We start from the raw sequence: 19750 nt of genomic DNA, 5'->3' as shown, positions 1-19750 counted from the left end.
AAGATTCATTTTGAATATGACAGCATCACCATAGTTAGCGAGTTTTTTGAAGAAGGAGGTGCCTTATGTACGCAATTATTGTTACAGGTGGTAAGCAGTACAAGGTTTCCGAAGGTGATGTAATCAACGTTGAGAAGCTGGATGCTGCAGCTGACGAGAAGGTTACATTCGATCAGGTTATTGCTGTTAACGATGACAAGGAGCTTAAGGTTGCTGGCGACGTTGCATCAGCTAAGGTTGAAGCTACAGTTGTAAAGCAGGATCGTGCTCGTAAGGTTGTTGTTTACAAGTACAAACCAAAGTCTGGATATCATAAGAAGAATGGTCACAGACAGGCTTTCACACAGGTTAAGATCAACAAGATCTCTCTGTAATGTAAAGCAGAAGTAGTAATTAATACGCATACTGAAAGACATATACTATGACAGACATTACAATTCAGAAGAACTCCAGAGGCTGGTACAAGGGATTTAAGTGTGACGGACATGCAGGTTTTGCCGAATATGGTCAGGACATTGTATGTGCAGCGCTCTCGGTGCTGACCATCAACACTATAAATTCAATCGAAGCTTTTGCAGGCGATCTGATTGATGTATCGTCCGATGAAGATAAAGGTATTATCACTTGTTCATTCAGGAACAGGACCGGTAATATTTCTGATGAAGCAACGCTTTTGATGAAATCATACGAACTCGGCGTTAATGGTATCTATGAACAGTATGGGAAAGAATTTTTGAACATTAAATTCGAGGAGGTATAGGCCATGTTAAACATGAACCTTCAATTTTTTGCTCATAAGAAAGGTGTAGGATCAACCAAGAACGGTCGTGATTCTGAGTCAAAGCGCCTTGGAGCAAAAAGAGCTGATGGTCAGTTCGTAAAGGCTGGAAACATTCTTTACAGACAGCGTGGAACACATATTCATCCTGGTGTTAATGTAGGCATCGGTTCTGATGATACATTATTTGCTCTTGTTGATGGCGTTCTTAGATTTGAGCGTAAAGGCAGAAGCAAGACTCAGGCAAGTGTTCATCCTGTAGAAAAGGCTGAGTAATTTATTATTTAGCGCATGTTTTGAGCAATTAATGGGGACTCCGGACGCATAAGTTCGGAGCCCCTTTTTTAGAAAAAAGATTCGACTGATGGAATGGAAAAGGCATATTTGTTAGACTGTTGGAATTAAATGATTCTAGAAGTTATATGCATTTTCTGTGATGACGGTCAGAAACGGAGTATATAATGCCTCAGTTTGTAGATCAGGCAAGGATTTATGTAAGAAGCGGTAAAGGCGGCGACGGCCACGTTTCTTTTCGCAGAGAAAAATTCGTCGCATCAGGTGGCCCTAACGGCGGAGATGGCGGTAAGGGCGGCGATGTTATCTTTCAGGTAGATAACGGTCTTAATACACTGTCAGATTATCACTATGGTGGTAAATACAAGGCAGAAGACGGCGCTGAAGGCGGACAGAACAGATGTACCGGCAAATCCGGTAAGGACATCGTGTTAAGAGTCCCTGAAGGCACTGTTATCAGAGAAGCCTCAAGCGGCAAAGTCATTGCCGATATGTCAGGCGACAATCACAGAGTAATTTTATTAAAAGGCGGAAGAGGTGGCAATGGTAATATGCATTATGCCACATCTACAATGCAGGCGCCCAAATATGCACAACCCGGACAACCGGCCAAGGAACTTGAACTTATATTAGAGCTTAAAGTTATTGCAGACGTAGGTCTTGCAGGCTTTCCTAATGTAGGTAAATCAACTTTCCTTTCCAAGGTATCCAATGCAAAGCCCAAGGTAGCGAACTATCACTTCACTACACTTACACCTATGCTTGGTGTTGTTGATCTTCATGATGCAAAGGGATTTGTAGTTGCAGATATACCCGGCCTTATAGAAGGTGCATCAGAAGGTGCAGGTCTTGGACATGAGTTCCTCCGCCATATAGACAGAACCAGAATGATAATTCACGTGGTCGATGCAGCCTCGACAGAAGGCCGTGACCCGATCGAAGATATATATGCTATCAACAAGGAACTTGCCAATTACAATTCTGATCTTGGCAGCAAGAAGCAGATAATCGCAGCTAATAAGCTAGATATGCTTACAGAAGAAGAGGCCAAGGAAGTTGTTGATAAGATCAAGGCTGAGTTTGAGCCTAAGGGTGTAAAAGTATTCCCTCTTTCCACTCTTACAGGAATGGGTCTTAAAGAGCTTTTGTATTATGTAAGCACCAATCTTGAAGAACTTGGCGAAAAGCCTGTTGTATATGATCAGGAATATGATCCTGAAGTTGAGCTTAAGACTGTCAATGAAGCATTCACAGTAGAATATGATTCCAAGGAACATGAGTATGTTGTAGAAGGCCCTAAGATTGAGAAGATGCTTGGTTATACCAACCTTGATTCTGAAAAAGGTTTTGCCTTCTTCCAGAACTTCCTTGCAGAAAACGGAATCCTTGACAGACTTGAAGAGCTTAACATTCAGGAAGGAGATACTGTACGTATGTATGGTCTTGCATTTGATTATTACAGGAATGCAGACACCAAGTCTCCTGATGATACTTCAGATGAGTTCGACCCTGCAGATTTTGATATGGATGACATTGATATGGATGATTTTGACAATGAATAAGTCTTATTGCCTGGTATTAGAAAACTTCTAAGTCTTTTGACATACTGTCATGACTATACCAATTTCATATCATCGTTTGAGTTTTATTGATTATGTAGAAGGCTGCTACAGCCTGGAAAGTGTGAATATAATATGCAGTTTACAAGTAAACAGAGAGCTTATTTAAGAAGCCTTGCCCAGACAGTTGATCCTATCTTTCAGGTAGGCAAAAGTGCTGTTTCTCCTGAAGTAATAACAGCTGTATCAGAGGCATTTAATACAAGAGAACTTATTAAGATAACAATCTTAAAAAACTGTCCTGAAGATGTTAAGACAGCAGGAATCATGCTTGCTGAGCGTACAAGATCAGACCTTGTTGAAGTGATCGGACGTAAGGTTGTTCTTTACAAGAGATTTCAGGAAAATCCTGAGATCATCCTTCCAAGAAAATAAAAATATCCTTTTGTTTTTGCATATCTCTATTCTTGGAAAATTAATCTGATCTTAATAAATCAAGCACTTACATTGTGCTACAATAAACATAAGTAGGCACGGGTCCTTTACTTGAAAAATAATATAATGCATTCCTGAGTTTTATATACTGTGATACGTATTTATAAATCAGTGATTCAGGAATGTATTAGTATAAAAAAGGATGGCTAGTTATGGAAAAAAGACGTATTGGAATAATAGGCGGAACATTTAATCCTATTCATAATGCTCATTTATTTATTGCAGAATGTGCAAGAGAGCAGTTTAAACTCGATAGGGTTATCTTCATTCCAAGTGGAGAATCGTATTTTAAGAAAGGCCAGGATATACCAAGCGGCGAGATCAGATATCAGCTTGTAAAAAAAGCTACTGAAGATAATCCATTCTTCAAGGTATCAAGAATCGAGATCGACAGACCAGGTGATACATATACAATTGAGACTCTCGAACAGCTCTCAGATATGTATCCGGGAGATGAACTCTACTTCATTGTTGGCGCAGATACTCTCAATATGATCGATAAGTGGGTTCGTTTTGAAGATGTATTAAGAGCTTGTACTATACTTGCTGCAGTACGTGATGATACTGATGAAGAGAACCTGCAGACAAGGATCAAAGAACTTCAGACTATGGTTCCTGAAGCAAGGATTGAATCTATACATATGGAAAGACTTGGAATCTCATCAACCATGATAAGAGACAGGGTAAGAGCAGATAAGTCGATCAAGTACCTGCTGCCTGATGCTTGTATAGAGTATATAGCATTAAAGGGGCTTTATTCAGAAAATGGTGCATGCGAAGATGACATCATGGAAGCTCCAGACAAAATAGCGCCATAAGAAAGGATCTTGTTTCATCAATGAAAATTATAGAAGCATCTCAGAAATATCGTATTGAGATGGAAAAGGTCCTTAAAAAGGACAGATTTGATCATACTCTTGGAGTTGCATATACAGCAGCTAATATGGCATTTGTGTTCGATGAAGATATAGAGAAAGCTGTTATAGCCGGAATGCTTCATGACTGTGCCAAGTGCATACCTCACAGTGAGCAGATAAAGATATGTAAAAAGTATGGTGTTGAGCTAACTGATATCGAGATGAGGAACCAGAAGCTCATACATGCCAAAGCAGGAATGTGTCTTGCAAGACATAAATATGACATAGATGATCCATATATTCTTGATGCGATAAGATATCATACAACAGGACGTCCTGATATGACAAAGCTCGATAAGATCATCTTCACAGCTGATTTTATAGAGCCTAACAGAAAGATGCTTAAAGACATGGACGTCATTAGAAAAGAAGCTCTTTCTGATCTTGACAGGGCAGTATACCATATCTTAAAGAACTCACTTGATTATCTGGGAGGCCAAGACGATGAAATGGATCCTATGACAATCAAGACATATGAGTATTATGCAAAAATTGTAAATGCTGATAATTAACAGGTTTTAGGATAATCCTAAATAAACTCATATATTTTATTTTAGAAAGGCGAACTAATTTGAGTAATATAACAGAAAAGTCAAAAGAAATGGCAAGACTTGCCATCAAAGCACTTGATGACACAAAAGCTGAAGACGTAAGAGTACTTGATATAAGTGAAGTATCAGTTATGGCTGATCTTTTTATTATCGCAAGCGGCTCCAGTACTAAGCAGGTTAAGGCTCTTGGAGATCATGTAGATGAAGCTCTTGGAAGAGCAGGCTATGAAGCTAAGGATATTGAAGGCTACGAAGGCGCTAAGTGGATCCTTATGGACTACGGCGACATCATAGTTCACATCTTCGACGATGAGAACAGAAAGTTCTACGACCTTGAAAGAATCTGGAGAGACGGCCAGCAGATCGAGGCATCTGATTTATAATGGGATATAGAAATACATCCCTGTATTTCTGTTTACATCCTGTAAATGGGATATAGAAATACATCCACCCCCAAGAGATTGAGTTTTCTTGGGGGTTTTTAGTTGATTACTAAAACTGATCAATACTCAGAATCCACGTCGTTTTCGCCGCGTAGGTGCACCATTTTGGCTGCAAGACGCCTGTTGGCATCGCTCTGAGCAGCATAATGCTTACGTGTTGTATTGACATCCTTATGACCCAGAACATCAGCTACCAGATATATATCACCCGTTTCATTATAAAGATTTGTACCAAAAGTACTACGAAGCTTGTGAGGCGTTATCTTTTTTAGAGTAGTTACGTTCGATGCATATTTTTTGACAAGATTTTCAACAGCTCTGACTGTGATCCTTCGATTCTGTAATGATAGGAATAGAGCTTCTTCATGACCTGAACTTGCTACTATCAGATTTCGCTGGGATAGATAAGCTTTAAGCGCTTCTTCAACTTCCTGACCGAAATATACGATTGATTCGTTTCCACCTTTTCTGTGAACCCTGATACCATTAGTATTAAAATCTATATCATCAATATCAAGACCTACACATTCTGATACACGTATACCCGTTCCAAGAAGTAAAGTTACAAGAGCTGTATCACGGACTTTGGTCTTATCATGGAATCTTTTCTGAGTCTTTGTAAGCTCTTTGCCGTCTTCTACGACATCCAACATCTTCTGAACTTCGTTTGGCTCAAGTCTGATGATCGCTTTTTCGTGCAGCTTTGGTGTGTTGATCTTGGATGGAGCATTAGTCTGTATCTTATCCATCTTGAAAAAATAATTGTACATAGATCTAAGAGCTGCAATTTTTCTTTTTTTACCGTTCTCGGAATTGGTGAATTCCTTGCCATCTTTGTCATATAATGTTATGTATTCAAGGTATTCCTCGATATCATCTCTTGTGATCATATCAAGAATCTCAACTTTGAAATCTTTGATATCCATTTTGGCCAAAGATGAGTTGGTCTCATGCAAGAATTCGAAGAAGATCCTAAGATCGTATGCATAGCCAAGTCTTGTTCTTACAGCGGTATTTTCAGCTATTGATCTAAAATACGCCCTGCAGAATTCTGGCAGAGTGTTTAGAACTTCCCTGAATTTTTGTATATTCTCTTTATCCATTTCCTGGTAATATTTTTGAGTATCTGATTCGATATTTTTCTGCATGATATTCCCCCTGCATAGAACTATAGAATACATATATTTTACCATATTGAAAGAATAGACGGAATAGACGCATCCGAAAGCGATAGTATATTTAAAACCAGACGATATTACGATATACTTAAATATGACATAGTTAATTTCAAACAATAGGAGAAAAAATAAGTGGATCCTAAACTGGCTGATCTTGAAAAAGAAAATCAAAGACTTAAGAAAGAACTTGATAAGGAAGTAGCTTATAGCCGTGACCAAAGACAGTTCATCCATCGAATGTCACATGATATTCGCACGCCATTAAATGCTATTATGGGCTATGCAAAGCTTATCAAAGAGATTCCCTCAGATACCTCTAAAGTTAAGGACTATGCAGATAATATCCTTAAATCCGGAAGCTATATGCTTGATATAATAGGTGAGATCCTTGATATGAGCAGGATAGAATCCGGCTTTGCTGGTTGCAAAAAAGCAGAATTCAATTTAGAAGACTGCCTTGATGATATAAGAACCATCATAGATCCGCTTATTAATGAAAAAGATCAGATTTTTACAATTAGTATAGATAATATTGATCATAGAAACGTCATCTGTGATGAAAAATATTTAAAGCAAATACTTATAAATCTTTTATCCAACGCATGTAAATATACAGATAAAGGCGGATTGATCGAACTTTCTGTAAAAGGTAGTGATAATAAGATAATCTTTGTTGTCAAAGATAACGGACGCGGTATGTCCGAGGAATTCCAAGAGCGTATCTTTACACCTTTTGAAAGAGAGCACCAAGACAATGCGTCAGATCCCGGCGGTACCGGACTTGGCCTTGTTCTTATAAAGAATCTGGTAACTATAATGGGCGGAAGCTTATCTTTTGAAAGTAAGCTGGGCCGGGGAAGCGTGTTTACCGTAATTATACCTGCGGAGCAGGAAATTTCAGATACTCATGATAATAGTATAGTATCCTCCTCAAAAAAGATCACGGAAAGACCAGATGGTATAAATTGCACGGATAGCAAAGATAGCTCAAAAAGTTTTGATAGTCAGCCTTATCGCGGCATTCTTAAAGGCCTTAATATCCTTGTGGCAGAAGATAATGAGCTAAATGCAGGGATTTTATCAGAGATTCTTTCGCGTCAGGGAGCAGTCATACATATAGACTCCAATGGGAGAAAACTTATTGATACTTATCTAAACAGTCCCGCTTACAATTATGATCTTATTCTTATGGATGTTCAGATGCCGGAACTTGACGGTTATGAGGCGACCAGGCTTATAAGACAAAGTTCTCACGAGGATGCTATCAAAATCCCCATTATAGCAATGACAGCCAATGCCTTTGACAAAGACATACAAAAAGCGCTTGATGCAGGGATGAACGCCCATGTCACCAAGCCAATAGATATAAATGATATTGAAAAAGCGTTTTATAAATTGCACTCTACAAGATAGAACAATTAGTTAATGGCTCAAACCTTGCACGCTCTATTTTCTATGCCTTATAGATTTTATATTCTGGAGTTTATTGTCAGCATCTTTGATAAGGGCAAATACATCTTCCTGGCTATTAATACGACCTGATGCCACGCCGTAGCTGACTTTAATAGGATCATCCACGCCCTCGATCCTGACTTCCGAAAGCTTATTTTCCCAGGTTGCAAGTCTGTCTCTAAAAACGTCTTCTGTATGAATTGTAGTCATAACAAGGAATTCATCTCCGCCATAGCGGTAGCTGTCCTTTTTTCTGAATACATCAAGAAGAGAGGAGGCAGTAGCCTTTAATACTTCATCACCTATTCGGTGTCCATATTTGTCATTGAACTTTTTAAAATGATCTATGTCAGCCATAGCAATCTGGCAGATAGCTCCCTTTTCGATGTTTGGAATAGCATCGAGAGCGTATCTGTTAAGAAGGCCTGTGAGCTGATCCTGATACGATCTTAGCAGTATATCCTGTGCCATGGTCTGGGCTTTATATGTTGATGTAATGAACTCTTTTTCACGATAATAGCTTATGATACTGGCCGAAAGCAGTATAAGCAGATATATAACTCCATTGACTGCTATGACGCCTTTAGCACCATTATAGTTATATAACAGCATATAGAAGATAAGATGCTCTGTCAGAAGGAATAATATCTGGAACAAAGGAGCTATATGGAAAAAAGATACAAAGCAAATATTAACTCCGTAGAAGATGATGACCTGTCTGTTATCGATAAAATTCATGTATGACACATACATGGCAAAGATTGCCATTACGATTATACTTACACCGGATATCAAAACAGCTGTATAATGACCGTGAATTTTTTTCTTGACAAAAAGGTCTGCAAAAAATGCTGTCAGAAGGCATCCGAATACTACAGATGTCATGACTATAGTTGTCTGATCATAATGTATATTTTCGATATGGATGATAAATGTTATAATTAAAGAAACCCCTTCGATTATGGCAGTGATTATTCCCATAGTTTTAAGAGCAGACATGTTGCTCATATCAAAGAGTTCATGGATTTTTTCATCAGTTTCGGGAATGAGCACATTTTTAATCCTTTTTAGAAGGCTCATGGGATTTTTTCCTTTCTTGAAACTCCTGTGCTACACATCTGTATTTCGGTCATTTGTAATATTTATTTAGCTATACATTCATATATGAACCAACTGCTTATTACATTCTTAAGATTAGTTCTCTATTTTTTTTGCTTTATTATACCGATATGAATATATAATATGATTTTTTTAGTCACATTATTCATATACACCGCTTCAAAAATATATTTTTTGCATAATGCATCTCATAAGGAGGAATACTATGCTGAATATCAACACAACTAACGATGGTGGAAAAATGAATGTAGAGCTTGATGGAAGACTTGATACTACTACAGCTCCTATGCTCGAGTCAGAGCTTAAGGAAAAGCTCGGAAACTCCTCAGAACTTGTTTTTGATCTTCAAAATCTTGAATACATCTCATCTGCAGGTCTGCGAGTTCTTCTTGCAGCACAAAAAATAATGAATAAACAAGGATCTATGTGCATCAAAAATGTAAGCGCTGCCGTTAAGGATATTTTTGAAGTAACAGGTTTTTCAGATATCCTTACGATCATTTGATCTGATGCCATATTTTTGAAAATGTTCTCATTTTCAAAGGAGTTGATTATGAAGGAATTGACTACCAAGGCCAATGTCGAATGTCTTGATACTGTCACTTCGTTTATAGATGAGGAATTGGAGGCTCTTGGCTGTCCTCCTAAGACACAGATTCAGATTGACGTTGCAATAGATGAGATCTTTTCTAATATAGCCTATTACGCCTATGAGGATGGTAATGGGCTTGTTACTGTGCAGATTGAAAAAGGTGAGGATTCTCCCGGTGTTAATATTACTTTTATAGATAGTGGGACTCCTTATGATCCGCTTAAAAGAGAGGATCCGGATACAACCTTAAGCGCGTCAGATCGTCAAATTGGTGGCCTTGGCATCTTTATAGTAAAAAAGACCATGGATAGTGTCATATATGAGTACAAGGACGGTCACAATATTCTCAGGATCTTTAAATTATTCTAATGCCTGTTTATAGGACTGTTATTGCATATCTTTGATAACAAATAATTGAGACGGGAGTAGTAGATGAGTGATAGTGTTTTCAGACCCAAAAGTGTCGAGAAGATTGGTTCCCCCGAAAAATTAAATGATTATATACGTATTTCCTCTCCTGGCATATGGATCATTTTGCTTGGTGCATGCCTTATTCTTATAGGCATGCTTGTATGGGGGATATTCGGAAGAGTTGAAGAAACTATGGACGATGGGTCAAGTAGGTACGTAGCGCCTATAACGTTTATTACAAACTAATGACAATACATTCTTGAATATGAAATTCAAGAAAGAAAACATAATATGAAAAAAATCAATAAGCCTTCTGTGCATAAAGTTGCCAAAGTCCCTATGACTATTCAGATGGAAGCAACAGAATGCGGCGCAGCTTCTTTGTGCATGGTACTTGCGTACTATGATAAATGGATCCCGCTAGATCAGATGCGTCTTATGTGCGGCGTATCCAGAAATGGATCCAATGCCAAAAATATACTAATAGCTGCAAGAAAACTTGGACTTGTGGCACAAGGATACCGTTTTGAACCTGAAGAACTTAAGCAAAACGGTCATTTTCCATGCATAGTTTTCTGGGAATTCAATCATTTTATAGTAGTAAATGGTTTTAAGAACGGCAAAGTCTATGTCAACGATCCTGCAAGGGGCCGTATTACAATGTCCATGGACAGATTTGATGAAGGCTTCACAGGCGTTGTTCTTATGTTCGAGCCTTCTGAAGATTTTGAACCTTCCGGTTCTCCTTTCAAAATATCTTCTTTTATCAAAGAAAGGTTAGAAGGTACAGGACAGGCGATCGCATTTTCTGTGATCACATCTGTGATTATAGCCATATCGGGAATCATACTGTCAGGATACTCAAGAATCTTTTTGGACAAGATCTTAACGGGCAATAATCCGCGATGGTTCATTCCCTTTATTGCTTCTTTATCTGTTATATCAATTGTTTTAATCGTAGTAAGCTTCATATCTGCTATCAACAGCCTAAGGATCGAAGGTAAGTTTTCATCTATAGGTGCCACGACATACATGTGGAAGGTTCTGCATCTTCCTATGGAGTTCTTCGCCCAGAGGATGGCAGGTGATATACAGCAGCGCAAAAACACCAATGAGGGTATAGCTTCCAGACTCATTAATGTCATATCACCGCTTGCCCTTCAATGCGGCATGATGATCTTTTACCTTATTGTAATGATCAGATACAGCTATATATTATCGGCTATAGGCATAGTCACAGTTATCATTAATCTTACAGTATCAAGGATCATAACTCATAAAAGAGTAGATCTTGCCAAAGTTCTTGCTATGGACAATGCAAGATTATATCAAAGTACAGTCTCAGGGATCAGCATGATAGAGACTATAAAAGGAAGCGGAGCCGAGAACAGTTTCTTTGAAAGGTGGTCAGGGATACAGGCTGCTGCCAATAAGCAGAACGTAAACTATATAGAGCTTGAGCATGTGATGGGGACTATTCCGGCTATTATCAGTGCGATCAATAATTCTGTCATCATGGTTCTTGGTATATGGCTTACTATCAATGGCCTTTTTACAGAAGGTATGCTGGTTGCATTTCAAGGCTTCGTTTCATCTTTTATGACTCCCGCAAGAACCTTGATATCTGCAGGGCAGACTTTTCAGGAGATGGAGACAGATATAAATCTTATGAATGATGTACTTCTATATCCTGATGACCCTGTGAGTTATAGTTTAAATGAAGACGCCGGACACAGTTATGATAAGTTATCCGGCGATATTATCATAAAGGATCTGACCTTCGGATATTCAAGGCTAGATGAACCTTTGATCAAAAACTTAAATCTTACTATTGATAAAGGCTCAAGTGTAGCAATAGTCGGAGCCTCCGGATGCGGCAAATCAACTTTGTCTAAACTGCTATCAGGTCTGTATCTTCCCTGGAGCGGGCAGATACTATTTGATGGCCAAAATATACAAGAGATAGATAGAAGTGTTTTCACAGGGTCTCTTGCAGTTGTAGATCAAAATATTGTTCTTTTTGAAGATACGATAGCTTCTAATATCAAGATGTGGGACAGCTCTATTGAGGATTTTGAAATGATCCTTGCTGCAAGAGATGCTCAGATACACGACGATATAATGAAACGTCTCGGAGGATATAAATACAGGATCTGCGAAGGTGGCAAAGATCTCTCAGGCGGTGAAAAGCAAAGAATTGAAATAGCCAGAGTACTTGCTCAGGATCCAACAATAATAATCATGGATGAGGCAACCAGTGCTCTTGATGCCAAGACTGAAAAAGAAGTTGTAAAAGCAATAAAAAACAGAGGTATAACCTGTATAGTGATAGCTCACAGATTATCTACTGTACGTGATTGTGACAAGATAGTAGTCCTTGATAATGGACGCATTATAGAACAGGGGACCCACGATCAGCTCTATGCTATGAAGGGTAAATATGCGGAGTTTTGTGGGGGGACATAGAAGTACCTCCACAAGAAAAAAACGAATCCGGAGAATCACATGGGATGGTTTGATGAACAGATAAAAGAAAGGAATAGGGCCGATCAGAAAGCTTTTGACGAAGCTTTTCTTAGGATTGCAAGTGCAGTCACCGGTAAGCGCTTGTCAGAAATCCTTGGCGACGATTCGCTTGCCACAAGGGAAGCTTTGCATGAGATCATGTATTTCTATCATATCGTTCCTTCGGAAGTTCCAAACAATATAGATAAGCCCGAAGACGAGATGGAATACCTCCTTCGTCCTCATGGCATCATGCACAGGGAAGTTGAGCTGACAGGAGAGTGGTTTGATGATGCTACAGGTGCCATGCTGGCTGTAAGATCAGATGATGGATCCGTTATTGCTCTTATTCCAGGGCATCTTGGAGGATATACTTTTTATGACAATAAGCTAGGCAGAAGGGTCAAAGTTACAACACTTAATGAACATCTTATTGAAAAAAAGGCTATCGCTTTCTATAAGCCTCTTCCAATGCGCAAGATCGGTATGCATGATCTTATGATCTATGCAGCTGAGAACATTTATAAATCAGACGTGGTTATATATGTTACCATGCTTGTGTTAACCACGATAACCGGTATGATCATAACTTCACTTACAAAGAGAATATTTGGTGAAGTGATCGATTATGGACAGATCATACCACTACTTGCGATAGGTGTATTTCTTACTCTTGTACAGATCAGTATGATATTGTTCGAGCTTGTCGAAGAGATAGTTCTTGTAAGAGTATCCACAAGGCTTGATATCAATCTTCAGGCTGCGACCATGATGCGTATATTATCACTTCCTTCAGACTTTTTCAGAAAGTTCAGTGCTGGTGAATTGGCAGGAAGAAGTGAATATATCGCCATGATCATCAACAGTATATTTAATTCGGGTTTGTCAGCGATATTTACAGCAGTCATATCATTGACCTACCTGATACAGATTAGTTTTTATGCATCGTTTTTAGTTATTCCTGCACTTATAATAACGCTCATCAAATCAGGGATAACTCTTCTGGCAGTATACATGCAGATTCCTATAACCAAAGAGCACATGGAGACCTCCGCCAAGGAACAGGGACTTTCTTATGCCATGATAAGCGGCATACATAAGATCAAGTTATCCGGCGCAGAGAAAAGAGCTTTTGCCAAATGGGGAGAAATATATGCAAGGATGCTGCGTCATGCTTATAATCCGCCAACATTTCTAAAGATATACCCGGTTCTTAATACAGCTGTGTCAACTATAGGAACCATAGTATTATACGTAATCTCTTATAAAAACGGAATCAGTGCCGCAGACTATATTGCTTTTACTACCGGATTTGCCTTTGTATCAGGAGCACTTAGCTCGTTGACAACTGCAGTTGCCACTATAGCCAAGCTTAGTCCTGTAATAGATATGGCAAAGCCTATTTTTGAAACTGAACCTGAGATCAGTCAGGACAAGCAGGTTATTCAAAGTCTGTCCGGGTCTATTGAACTTAATAATGTTACATTTAGATATTCCAGCGAGATGCCTCCTGTCATAGACAATCTATCTCTAAAGATTAAGCCCGGAGAGTATGTGGCTATAGTTGGCAAAACAGGATGCGGCAAATCTACACTTCTTAGACTTTTGCTGGGATTTGAAGAACCTGAAAAAGGCGGAATCTTCTATGATGGCAAGGATTTATCCTCTATAGATCTAAAATCCTTAAGACAGAAGATAGGAACTGTAATGCAGAATGGTTCTCTTTTTACAGGAGATATATATTCCAATATTGCTGTTGCAGCTCCGGGATTATCAATTGATGATGCCTGGGAAGCAGCCAGGAAAGCAGGTCTTGCTGATGATATAAGAAAGATGCCTATGGGTATGGCTACGCTTGTTGCAGAAGACGGAAGCAATATGTCTGGAGGACAGAAGCAGCGCATCCTTATTGCAAGAGCGATAGCAGGTAATCCCAGGATACTTATGTTTGATGAAGCAACCAGCTCTCTTGATAATACAACTCAAAAGCATGTATGCGATGCGCTTGATAAACTAAAGTGTACCAGGATCATCATAGCACACAGGCTTTCAACTATAAGACAATGCTCCAGGATAATACTTCTTGAAAATGGTAATATAAAAGAAGAAGGCACCTATGACGAGCTTATGGCTCTTGGCGGCGCTTTCTATGAACTTTTAAAGGATCAGACTGTAGTTCCAACCATCGAATGAGGTTATGTATGAATAAGATAAGAGCATACCTTTTTGCCGGATCTACGCTAACGATAATACTGGTTGCAGTTTTCCTCTGGGTGCTGAATGTTGGTAAGCCTTCAGAGTATACTACTGAGCCTTTCAATATTTTGATCATACTTACTATTATAGCTATTATTTGTCTTGCAGCTTTTTTTGCCAGAGGTCCTGTGTTCAATATTTATGGAAAGCTGGAAACGGTTAATATCAATGCTATTTTGATCACAGTACTTGTTATAATCCAGATGGCTTTTTTCTTTGAGATCATATCCGTGCATAACCAGATCCTTAATTATCAGGTTTATGACAAGATCAGATATGCTACTACAGTTGCAGAAAGATCAACTGATGAGGACTTGGATCGTGATCTTACGCACCTTCTAAGTTTCTCTATAACCGATATCATGGTTTTAGATGAAGATGGTAATGTCATTCATTCTTCTGATCAAAATCTTATTGGTACGTTGTCCGTAGAGGATAATTATACTTTTCCTTTTGGAGACGGTAGGCGTATCAAATTCATAATAGACAGAACCTACAATCACGATGAATTAAGAAATGAAATCCTTGACTTATTGACAGTACTTGTAACCTCGATATTTTTTTCAGTTGAGATTGTTATTATGATGCTTAGGATCATCCAAAGGAAGATAGAAGCATCTATTACGGATAATTCACTTGGCACGGCTGCTGTTGAAGATGATCAAAGTAAGATGATCAGTGCTTTATATTATATAAGGCAGATTTCATTTGTGTTTTACTTTGCATCAAGACTGTCTTCAGCTTTCATACCTACTATGGCCAAAGAGCTTATAAATCCGCTTTCTTTTATATCTGACAACACGGCAGCAGGTCTTCCGCAATCTGCTGAGACGCTTCTTACATGCTCAGCCATTTTTATTACTACTATTATTCTCGAACGAAAGGGCTGGAAACTGCCTTTTATGTCAGGCCTTATACTTGTTGCCCTAGGAACCTTTATATCTGCAGTATCACCAAATCTGCCAGTATTCATATTATCAAGAGCAGTGGTGGGTCTTGGCTATGGCCTGTGTTGGATGACTCTTAGGAATCTGTCACTTTTTGGCAAAGATGAAAAGGAAAAGCTCCTTGGCTTTGCACTTCTAAACGCAGGTATATATGCCGGTATGAACTGTGGATCTGCTCTGGGTGCCATTCTTGCAGATATATTTGGATATAGGACAGTATTTGTCATATCAGCAGTTCTTACGATCATGACTTCACTTTTTATAATAAAGCTTGAGAATTCCATCCTTCCTCGTAAAAATACGAATAATGCTAAGAAAGGCGTTGACTCTTCACATACAGATACTAAAGAAGGCAAAGTTTTATCAAGTGATACTATTCCTTTTGCTCAGAAAATCCAGGCAATAATATTTGTAATACTTATGATAGCTCCCGCAAGCATCGCCGCATCTTATCTAACATATTATCTGCCCTTGTATTTCCAGAATATGGGAGCATCTACAACAGATGTAGGACGTGCACAGCTGATATATGGAATCATTATTGTATATGCGGGACCTATGCTATCTATGTTCCTTATAACAGCTGCAGACAAGTCTTTAAAGACTATGAATATAGTATATATTCTTATGATAGCTGTAAGTCTTTTGGTACCGGGATTTGGATCAGGCATATTGCTTCCTTTCCTTGGTGCAGGATTACTGGGGCTTGCTGACAGTTTTGGATTTGGCGTTCAGAACAATTATTATCTAAGTCTTCCGGCTATAGAGCATTTGGGCGCTTCCAGATCGCTGTCGGTCCTGTCTTTTACCAAGAAGATGTTAGAGATGATAGGTCCCTTTGTATTTGCTGCAGCTATCATGATAGGATACCAGACCGGTATAAGGCTTCTGGCGGTTATATTCGGCTTGATGGCTATTTTATTCATAATACTTGGGAAAAAGAAAAACGAACTGCATCATAATAGGAGACCATAGCTTATGAATATCAGTATTGTTTATGGTGGAACTTCTGAAGAAAGATGTGCTTCTTCACAAAATGCTCATGATATAGCCGATGCCCTGAATTCAAAAGGCTACAAGACAAAACTTATAGAATTTGGCATGGATATTATGGCTACGATCAAGGCAGCAGGTACGGATGTTGTCTTTGTCTGTACTCAGGGCAAGGGGTACGGAGACGGTACTCTTCAAGGTATGCTGGAGCATGAGAAGATTCCTTATACAGGAAGCGGAATGAGGGCTGCAAGCCTTATAAATGACAAGATATTGTGCAAATCTCTTTTTGACAAATATAATATCAGAACTCCAAAGTGGGAGATTCTGTATAAGTCAAGATTCATGCAGGGCGATTTTGATTTTGATGCCTTAGGATATCCTTTTGTAGCCAAGGCGCCGACTCAGGGCGGAAGTTATGGGATAACCTTGATCCAAGGACCTGACGATCTTCCAAAGATTGAAGACATCTTTAAATATGACGATCCGATCCTTTTGGAACGATATATTAATGGGAAATTCTATACAGCAGGTATATATGAAAGAAAAGGAGATATAGTGTCTCTTCCTGTTGTAGAGGGAAGAGATCTTGATCTTTTTTCTTCAAACAGGCCTGATGACCCACAGCTTATCGTATTTACAGGTAACTATGACATAGCAAAAAGCTCATTGGAAAAAGAGCTTGAAGATGAAATATTAAAAACAGCAAGGAAAGTCTGGAATATCACTTATGCAAGAGGCCTTGCCAGAGTTGATTTTATGGTTTCGGATACAGGTAATGAGGCATATGTACTTGAGATCAACGCCGTTCCGGGGCTGAAAAGGAATTCTCTAATGCCCAGGGAAGCGCAGCTTATGGGTATAGCATATGAAGATTTTATAGAAGATATTCTTTTGACTGCGCTTAATCAATATACAATTTAACCGTAGGCTTAATTTTGAGATTGTTCCATTTTCAAAAACAGATTGATGCCGCGAGCTCCATCAATTTGAACCCTATAAGCCACTTATTTTGCTCGCGACATGAGGTTAAATATGTTTAGAAATATGAAAATCAGTATTAAGATCCTTCTTGTTATCATGATAATGTCCCTTGGCTCACTTCTTATCATCTTCGGGGCGTCTTATTATTTTATGAACTCTATGGTGGAGGAATTCGAGCACACCAATATCACACTTGGGCTTAACTCCTCGACAATAGCCAAAGACTCGCTCCTTGATCAGGCCGAAGATTATCTTGTCAAAATCGTTGATAAGCAGGCTCAGGCAGCCAATGAGAAGTTCTATTCTGTAAATAGGATAGTAACGCAGTCTTCGATGTATATACACAGTCTGTATAAAGATAGTGACAATTTTAAGGGCAAGGCAATCCCTGCACCTGATGAGACCGTTATGGGAGTTGCTTCTTCCAAGTATTTCCTTGTAAAAGGAGTTGATAATACGCAGAAGATTCAAGATGAAGTCAGCATTTTATCCAATTCCGAATACATGTTTGCTCCATATCTTGAATGCAACAGTATGCTCAACAATATATACATAGGAACAGAAAGTGGGATATCTTACAGATACTCCAGATCCAACCAGTTCAATCCTGACTATGATCCCAGAGTACGCGACTGGTATATAGAAGCAGTTTCTAATGATGGAAAACTGGTATGGCTTCCGACTTATCTTGATTCTTATGGTAATACCTGCATCACTGCGGCTATTGATTATAAAGACGCAGACGGCAATATCAAAGGCGTAGTAGCTTCTGATGTAGCTCTTCAGGATCTTATAGATGATGTTATGTCTATGAAGATCGGAGATACAGGTACTTGTTTTATCTTAGATGCAGATTATAACTTCATAGCTCATTATGATATGGATAGCGATTCCTTCTATTCAGATATCTATGCCCATTTTGACAATGATGATTTTATAAATATGCTGTCTACTTCTAATAAAGGAATAATAGAAACAGTATATGAAGGAATCAACAGTTATATAGCCTTTTCAAAGCTTGAAGAAACTGGCTGGATCTTTTGCGCCAGCATCAATACATCCGAAGTTACAAGTCCTGCTGACAATGCCAAAGCGCAAAGCGACTTAATGACGCAGCAGTCTCAGGAACTTATGCAGACCAGGATTTTTAATATCAATAAGCTTTTTGTTATATATTTTGCAGTTGTAGGTATTATCCTCATCCTTGTATCCTTTGCAGTATCCGGTACCATAACACGTCCGATGCAGGTCCTTGCCAAGAATGTACAAGGAATCGGCAAAGGTAACTTCGACCATAAGATACCTGTAGAAAGCGGTGATGAAGTCGGAAGTCTGGCTCAAAGATTTAATGAGATGCAGGATGATCTTAAGACCTATATGGAAGATGTAAAGACTGCAACAGCAGAAAAAGAGAGAATCAGTACCGAGCTAAGTGTGGCAACTCAGATCCAGTCAAGCATGCTTCCGTCTATATTTCCAAAATATTCTGAGAAAAAAGAGTATAAGATCTATGCTACAATGGCTCCTGCCAAGGAAGTTGGCGGCGACTTCTATGACTTTTTCTATGTAGATGAGAATCATCTTGCTATGGTAGTTGCTGACGTATCCGGCAAGGGCGTACCGGCAGCTCTGTTCATGGTTATAGGAAAGACCCTTATCAAAGATCACACACAGCCAGGTATAGAACCCGGCACCATATTTGAAGAAGTCAACAATATTCTGTGCGAATCCAATGAGGGTGGTCTTTTCATCACAGCATATGAAGCTGTTGTAGATCTTCGAAATGGTGAAGTAAGATATGTGAATGCCGGCCATGAGCATCCATTCCTTATGCACAAGACTGAAGATGGAACATACAAGTATGAAGAAATGAAGATAAAGGCAGGTATAGTACTTGCCGGCATGGAAGATATGGTTTATAAGACCGGTACTTTTACCATAGAACCCGGGGATTGTTTTTATCAATATACTGACGGCGTTACAGAAGCAACTGATAAGGACAATAAGCTTTATGGCATGGATAGACTGACCGGATTTCTTAACAGTCATATGGATCTTGATCCTGAAAAACTCCTTCCTGCAATCAGGAAAGATATCGATGCTTTTGTTAAGGAAGCGCCGCAGTTTGATGATATCACTATGCTAAGCTTTAAATTCATGAAATATAAAGATTAAATTGTGTGAATTTTGCATAATGAATCTGTGACATTTGCATGGTATTGGCCTAGATACATAGGTGAATGTAATATATCGTATGTGCACAATGCTGGATGTGG

The 19750-nt window shown here is 38.9% G+C and carries 19 protein-coding genes; 17 read left to right on the top strand and 2 right to left on the bottom strand.

Translation table 11 applies throughout. The features are described 5' to 3' along the window. Window positions 1–65: 65 nt before the first annotated feature. From rplU to rsfS, 8 genes are all read left to right on the top strand, one after another. Window positions 66–374, top strand: a complete 309-nt coding sequence (gene rplU / locus I7804_RS11705) for a 50S ribosomal protein L21 (RefSeq protein ID WP_022753162.1) — start codon at window positions 66–68, stop codon at window positions 372–374. A gap of 47 nt (window positions 375–421) precedes the next feature. Beyond that, window positions 422–760, top strand: a complete 339-nt coding sequence (locus I7804_RS11700; RefSeq protein ID WP_022753163.1) for a ribosomal-processing cysteine protease Prp — start codon at window positions 422–424, stop codon at window positions 758–760. Between the two features lie 3 nt (window positions 761–763). After that, window positions 764–1054, top strand: a complete 291-nt coding sequence (gene rpmA, locus I7804_RS11695; protein WP_022753164.1) for a 50S ribosomal protein L27 — start codon at window positions 764–766, stop codon at window positions 1052–1054. A 185-nt stretch (window positions 1055–1239) separates the two neighbouring features. Next, window positions 1240–2634 carry a GTPase ObgE gene (gene obgE / locus I7804_RS11690; RefSeq protein WP_110073455.1) on the top strand — a complete coding sequence of 465 codons (1395 nt, stop codon included), beginning with the start codon at window positions 1240–1242 and terminating at the stop codon, window positions 2632–2634. Window positions 2635–2766: 132 nt separating this feature from the next. Beyond that, complete coding sequence (locus tag I7804_RS11685; protein WP_022753166.1) at window positions 2767–3066, top strand: YhbY family RNA-binding protein; 300 nt, start codon at window positions 2767–2769, stop codon at window positions 3064–3066. Window positions 3067–3278: 212 nt separating this feature from the next. Then, the gene (gene nadD, locus I7804_RS11680) at window positions 3279–3944 is read left to right on the top strand and encodes a nicotinate-nucleotide adenylyltransferase (protein WP_051199571.1); all 666 of its coding nucleotides are present in this window, start codon (window positions 3279–3281) and stop codon (window positions 3942–3944) included. A 20-nt stretch (window positions 3945–3964) separates the two neighbouring features. Further along, the gene (gene yqeK, locus I7804_RS11675; RefSeq protein ID WP_248403633.1) at window positions 3965–4555 is read left to right on the top strand and encodes a bis(5'-nucleosyl)-tetraphosphatase (symmetrical) YqeK; all 591 of its coding nucleotides are present in this window, start codon (window positions 3965–3967) and stop codon (window positions 4553–4555) included. Between the two features lie 89 nt (window positions 4556–4644). Then, complete coding sequence (rsfS, locus tag I7804_RS11670) at window positions 4645–4977, top strand: ribosome silencing factor (protein ID WP_034453803.1); 333 nt, start codon at window positions 4645–4647, stop codon at window positions 4975–4977. A gap of 119 nt (window positions 4978–5096) precedes the next feature. Here rsfS and I7804_RS11665 read toward each other — a convergent pair whose 3' ends face one another. Then, window positions 5097–6185 carry a tyrosine-type recombinase/integrase gene (locus tag I7804_RS11665; RefSeq protein WP_248403632.1) on the bottom strand — a complete coding sequence of 363 codons (1089 nt, stop codon included), beginning with the start codon at window positions 6183–6185 and terminating at the stop codon, window positions 5097–5099. A gap of 162 nt (window positions 6186–6347) precedes the next feature. On the opposite strand from I7804_RS11665, the gene I7804_RS11660 reads away from it, so the two are divergent. Then, a complete protein-coding gene (locus I7804_RS11660) occupies window positions 6348–7628 on the top strand; it encodes a hybrid sensor histidine kinase/response regulator (RefSeq protein WP_248403631.1) in 1281 nt (426 codons plus the stop codon). Between the two features lie 33 nt (window positions 7629–7661). On the opposite strand, the gene I7804_RS11655 is transcribed toward I7804_RS11660, so the two are convergent. Then, on the bottom strand, window positions 7662–8666 hold the full coding sequence (locus tag I7804_RS11655; RefSeq protein WP_248403630.1) for a GGDEF domain-containing protein: 1005 nt from the start codon (window positions 8664–8666) through the stop codon (window positions 7662–7664). A 325-nt stretch (window positions 8667–8991) separates the two neighbouring features. Here I7804_RS11655 and I7804_RS11650 point away from each other — a divergent pair, with 325 nt between their 5' ends. From I7804_RS11650 to I7804_RS11615, 8 genes are all read left to right on the top strand, one after another. After that, window positions 8992–9291: an STAS domain-containing protein gene (locus tag I7804_RS11650; protein WP_022753173.1), complete on the top strand. Its 300-nt coding sequence runs from the start codon at window positions 8992–8994 to the stop codon at window positions 9289–9291. Between the two features lie 48 nt (window positions 9292–9339). Then, window positions 9340–9747 (top strand): ATP-binding protein, encoded by a 408-nt coding sequence (locus tag I7804_RS11645; protein ID WP_248403629.1) that lies wholly within the window; start codon window positions 9340–9342, stop codon window positions 9745–9747. Window positions 9748–9810: 63 nt separating this feature from the next. Next, complete coding sequence (locus I7804_RS11640) at window positions 9811–10035, top strand: hypothetical protein (protein WP_022753175.1); 225 nt, start codon at window positions 9811–9813, stop codon at window positions 10033–10035. Window positions 10036–10080: 45 nt separating this feature from the next. Continuing rightward, the gene (locus tag I7804_RS11635; protein ID WP_248403628.1) at window positions 10081–12255 is read left to right on the top strand and encodes an NHLP family bacteriocin export ABC transporter peptidase/permease/ATPase subunit; all 2175 of its coding nucleotides are present in this window, start codon (window positions 10081–10083) and stop codon (window positions 12253–12255) included. 39 nt (window positions 12256–12294) lie between these two features. Further along, entirely contained in the window at window positions 12295–14487 is a 2193-nt protein-coding gene (locus I7804_RS11630; RefSeq protein WP_248403627.1) for an ATP-binding cassette domain-containing protein, read from the top strand. 8 nt (window positions 14488–14495) lie between these two features. Further along, window positions 14496–16472 (top strand): MFS transporter, encoded by a 1977-nt coding sequence (locus I7804_RS11625; RefSeq protein ID WP_248403626.1) that lies wholly within the window; start codon window positions 14496–14498, stop codon window positions 16470–16472. Window positions 16473–16475: 3 nt separating this feature from the next. Continuing rightward, window positions 16476–17414: a D-alanine--D-alanine ligase family protein gene (locus tag I7804_RS11620; protein ID WP_248403625.1), complete on the top strand. Its 939-nt coding sequence runs from the start codon at window positions 16476–16478 to the stop codon at window positions 17412–17414. Window positions 17415–17525: 111 nt separating this feature from the next. Continuing rightward, a complete protein-coding gene (locus tag I7804_RS11615; RefSeq protein ID WP_248403624.1) occupies window positions 17526–19649 on the top strand; it encodes a SpoIIE family protein phosphatase in 2124 nt (707 codons plus the stop codon). Window positions 19650–19750: the final 101 nt, after the last annotated feature.

The organism is Butyrivibrio fibrisolvens (assembly GCF_023206215.1).
Lineage (GTDB): Bacteria > Bacillota > Clostridia > Lachnospirales > Lachnospiraceae > Butyrivibrio > Butyrivibrio fibrisolvens_C.
The sequence above is the reverse complement of the archived record's forward strand: the minus strand, read 5'-3'. Positions and strand labels throughout refer to the sequence as shown.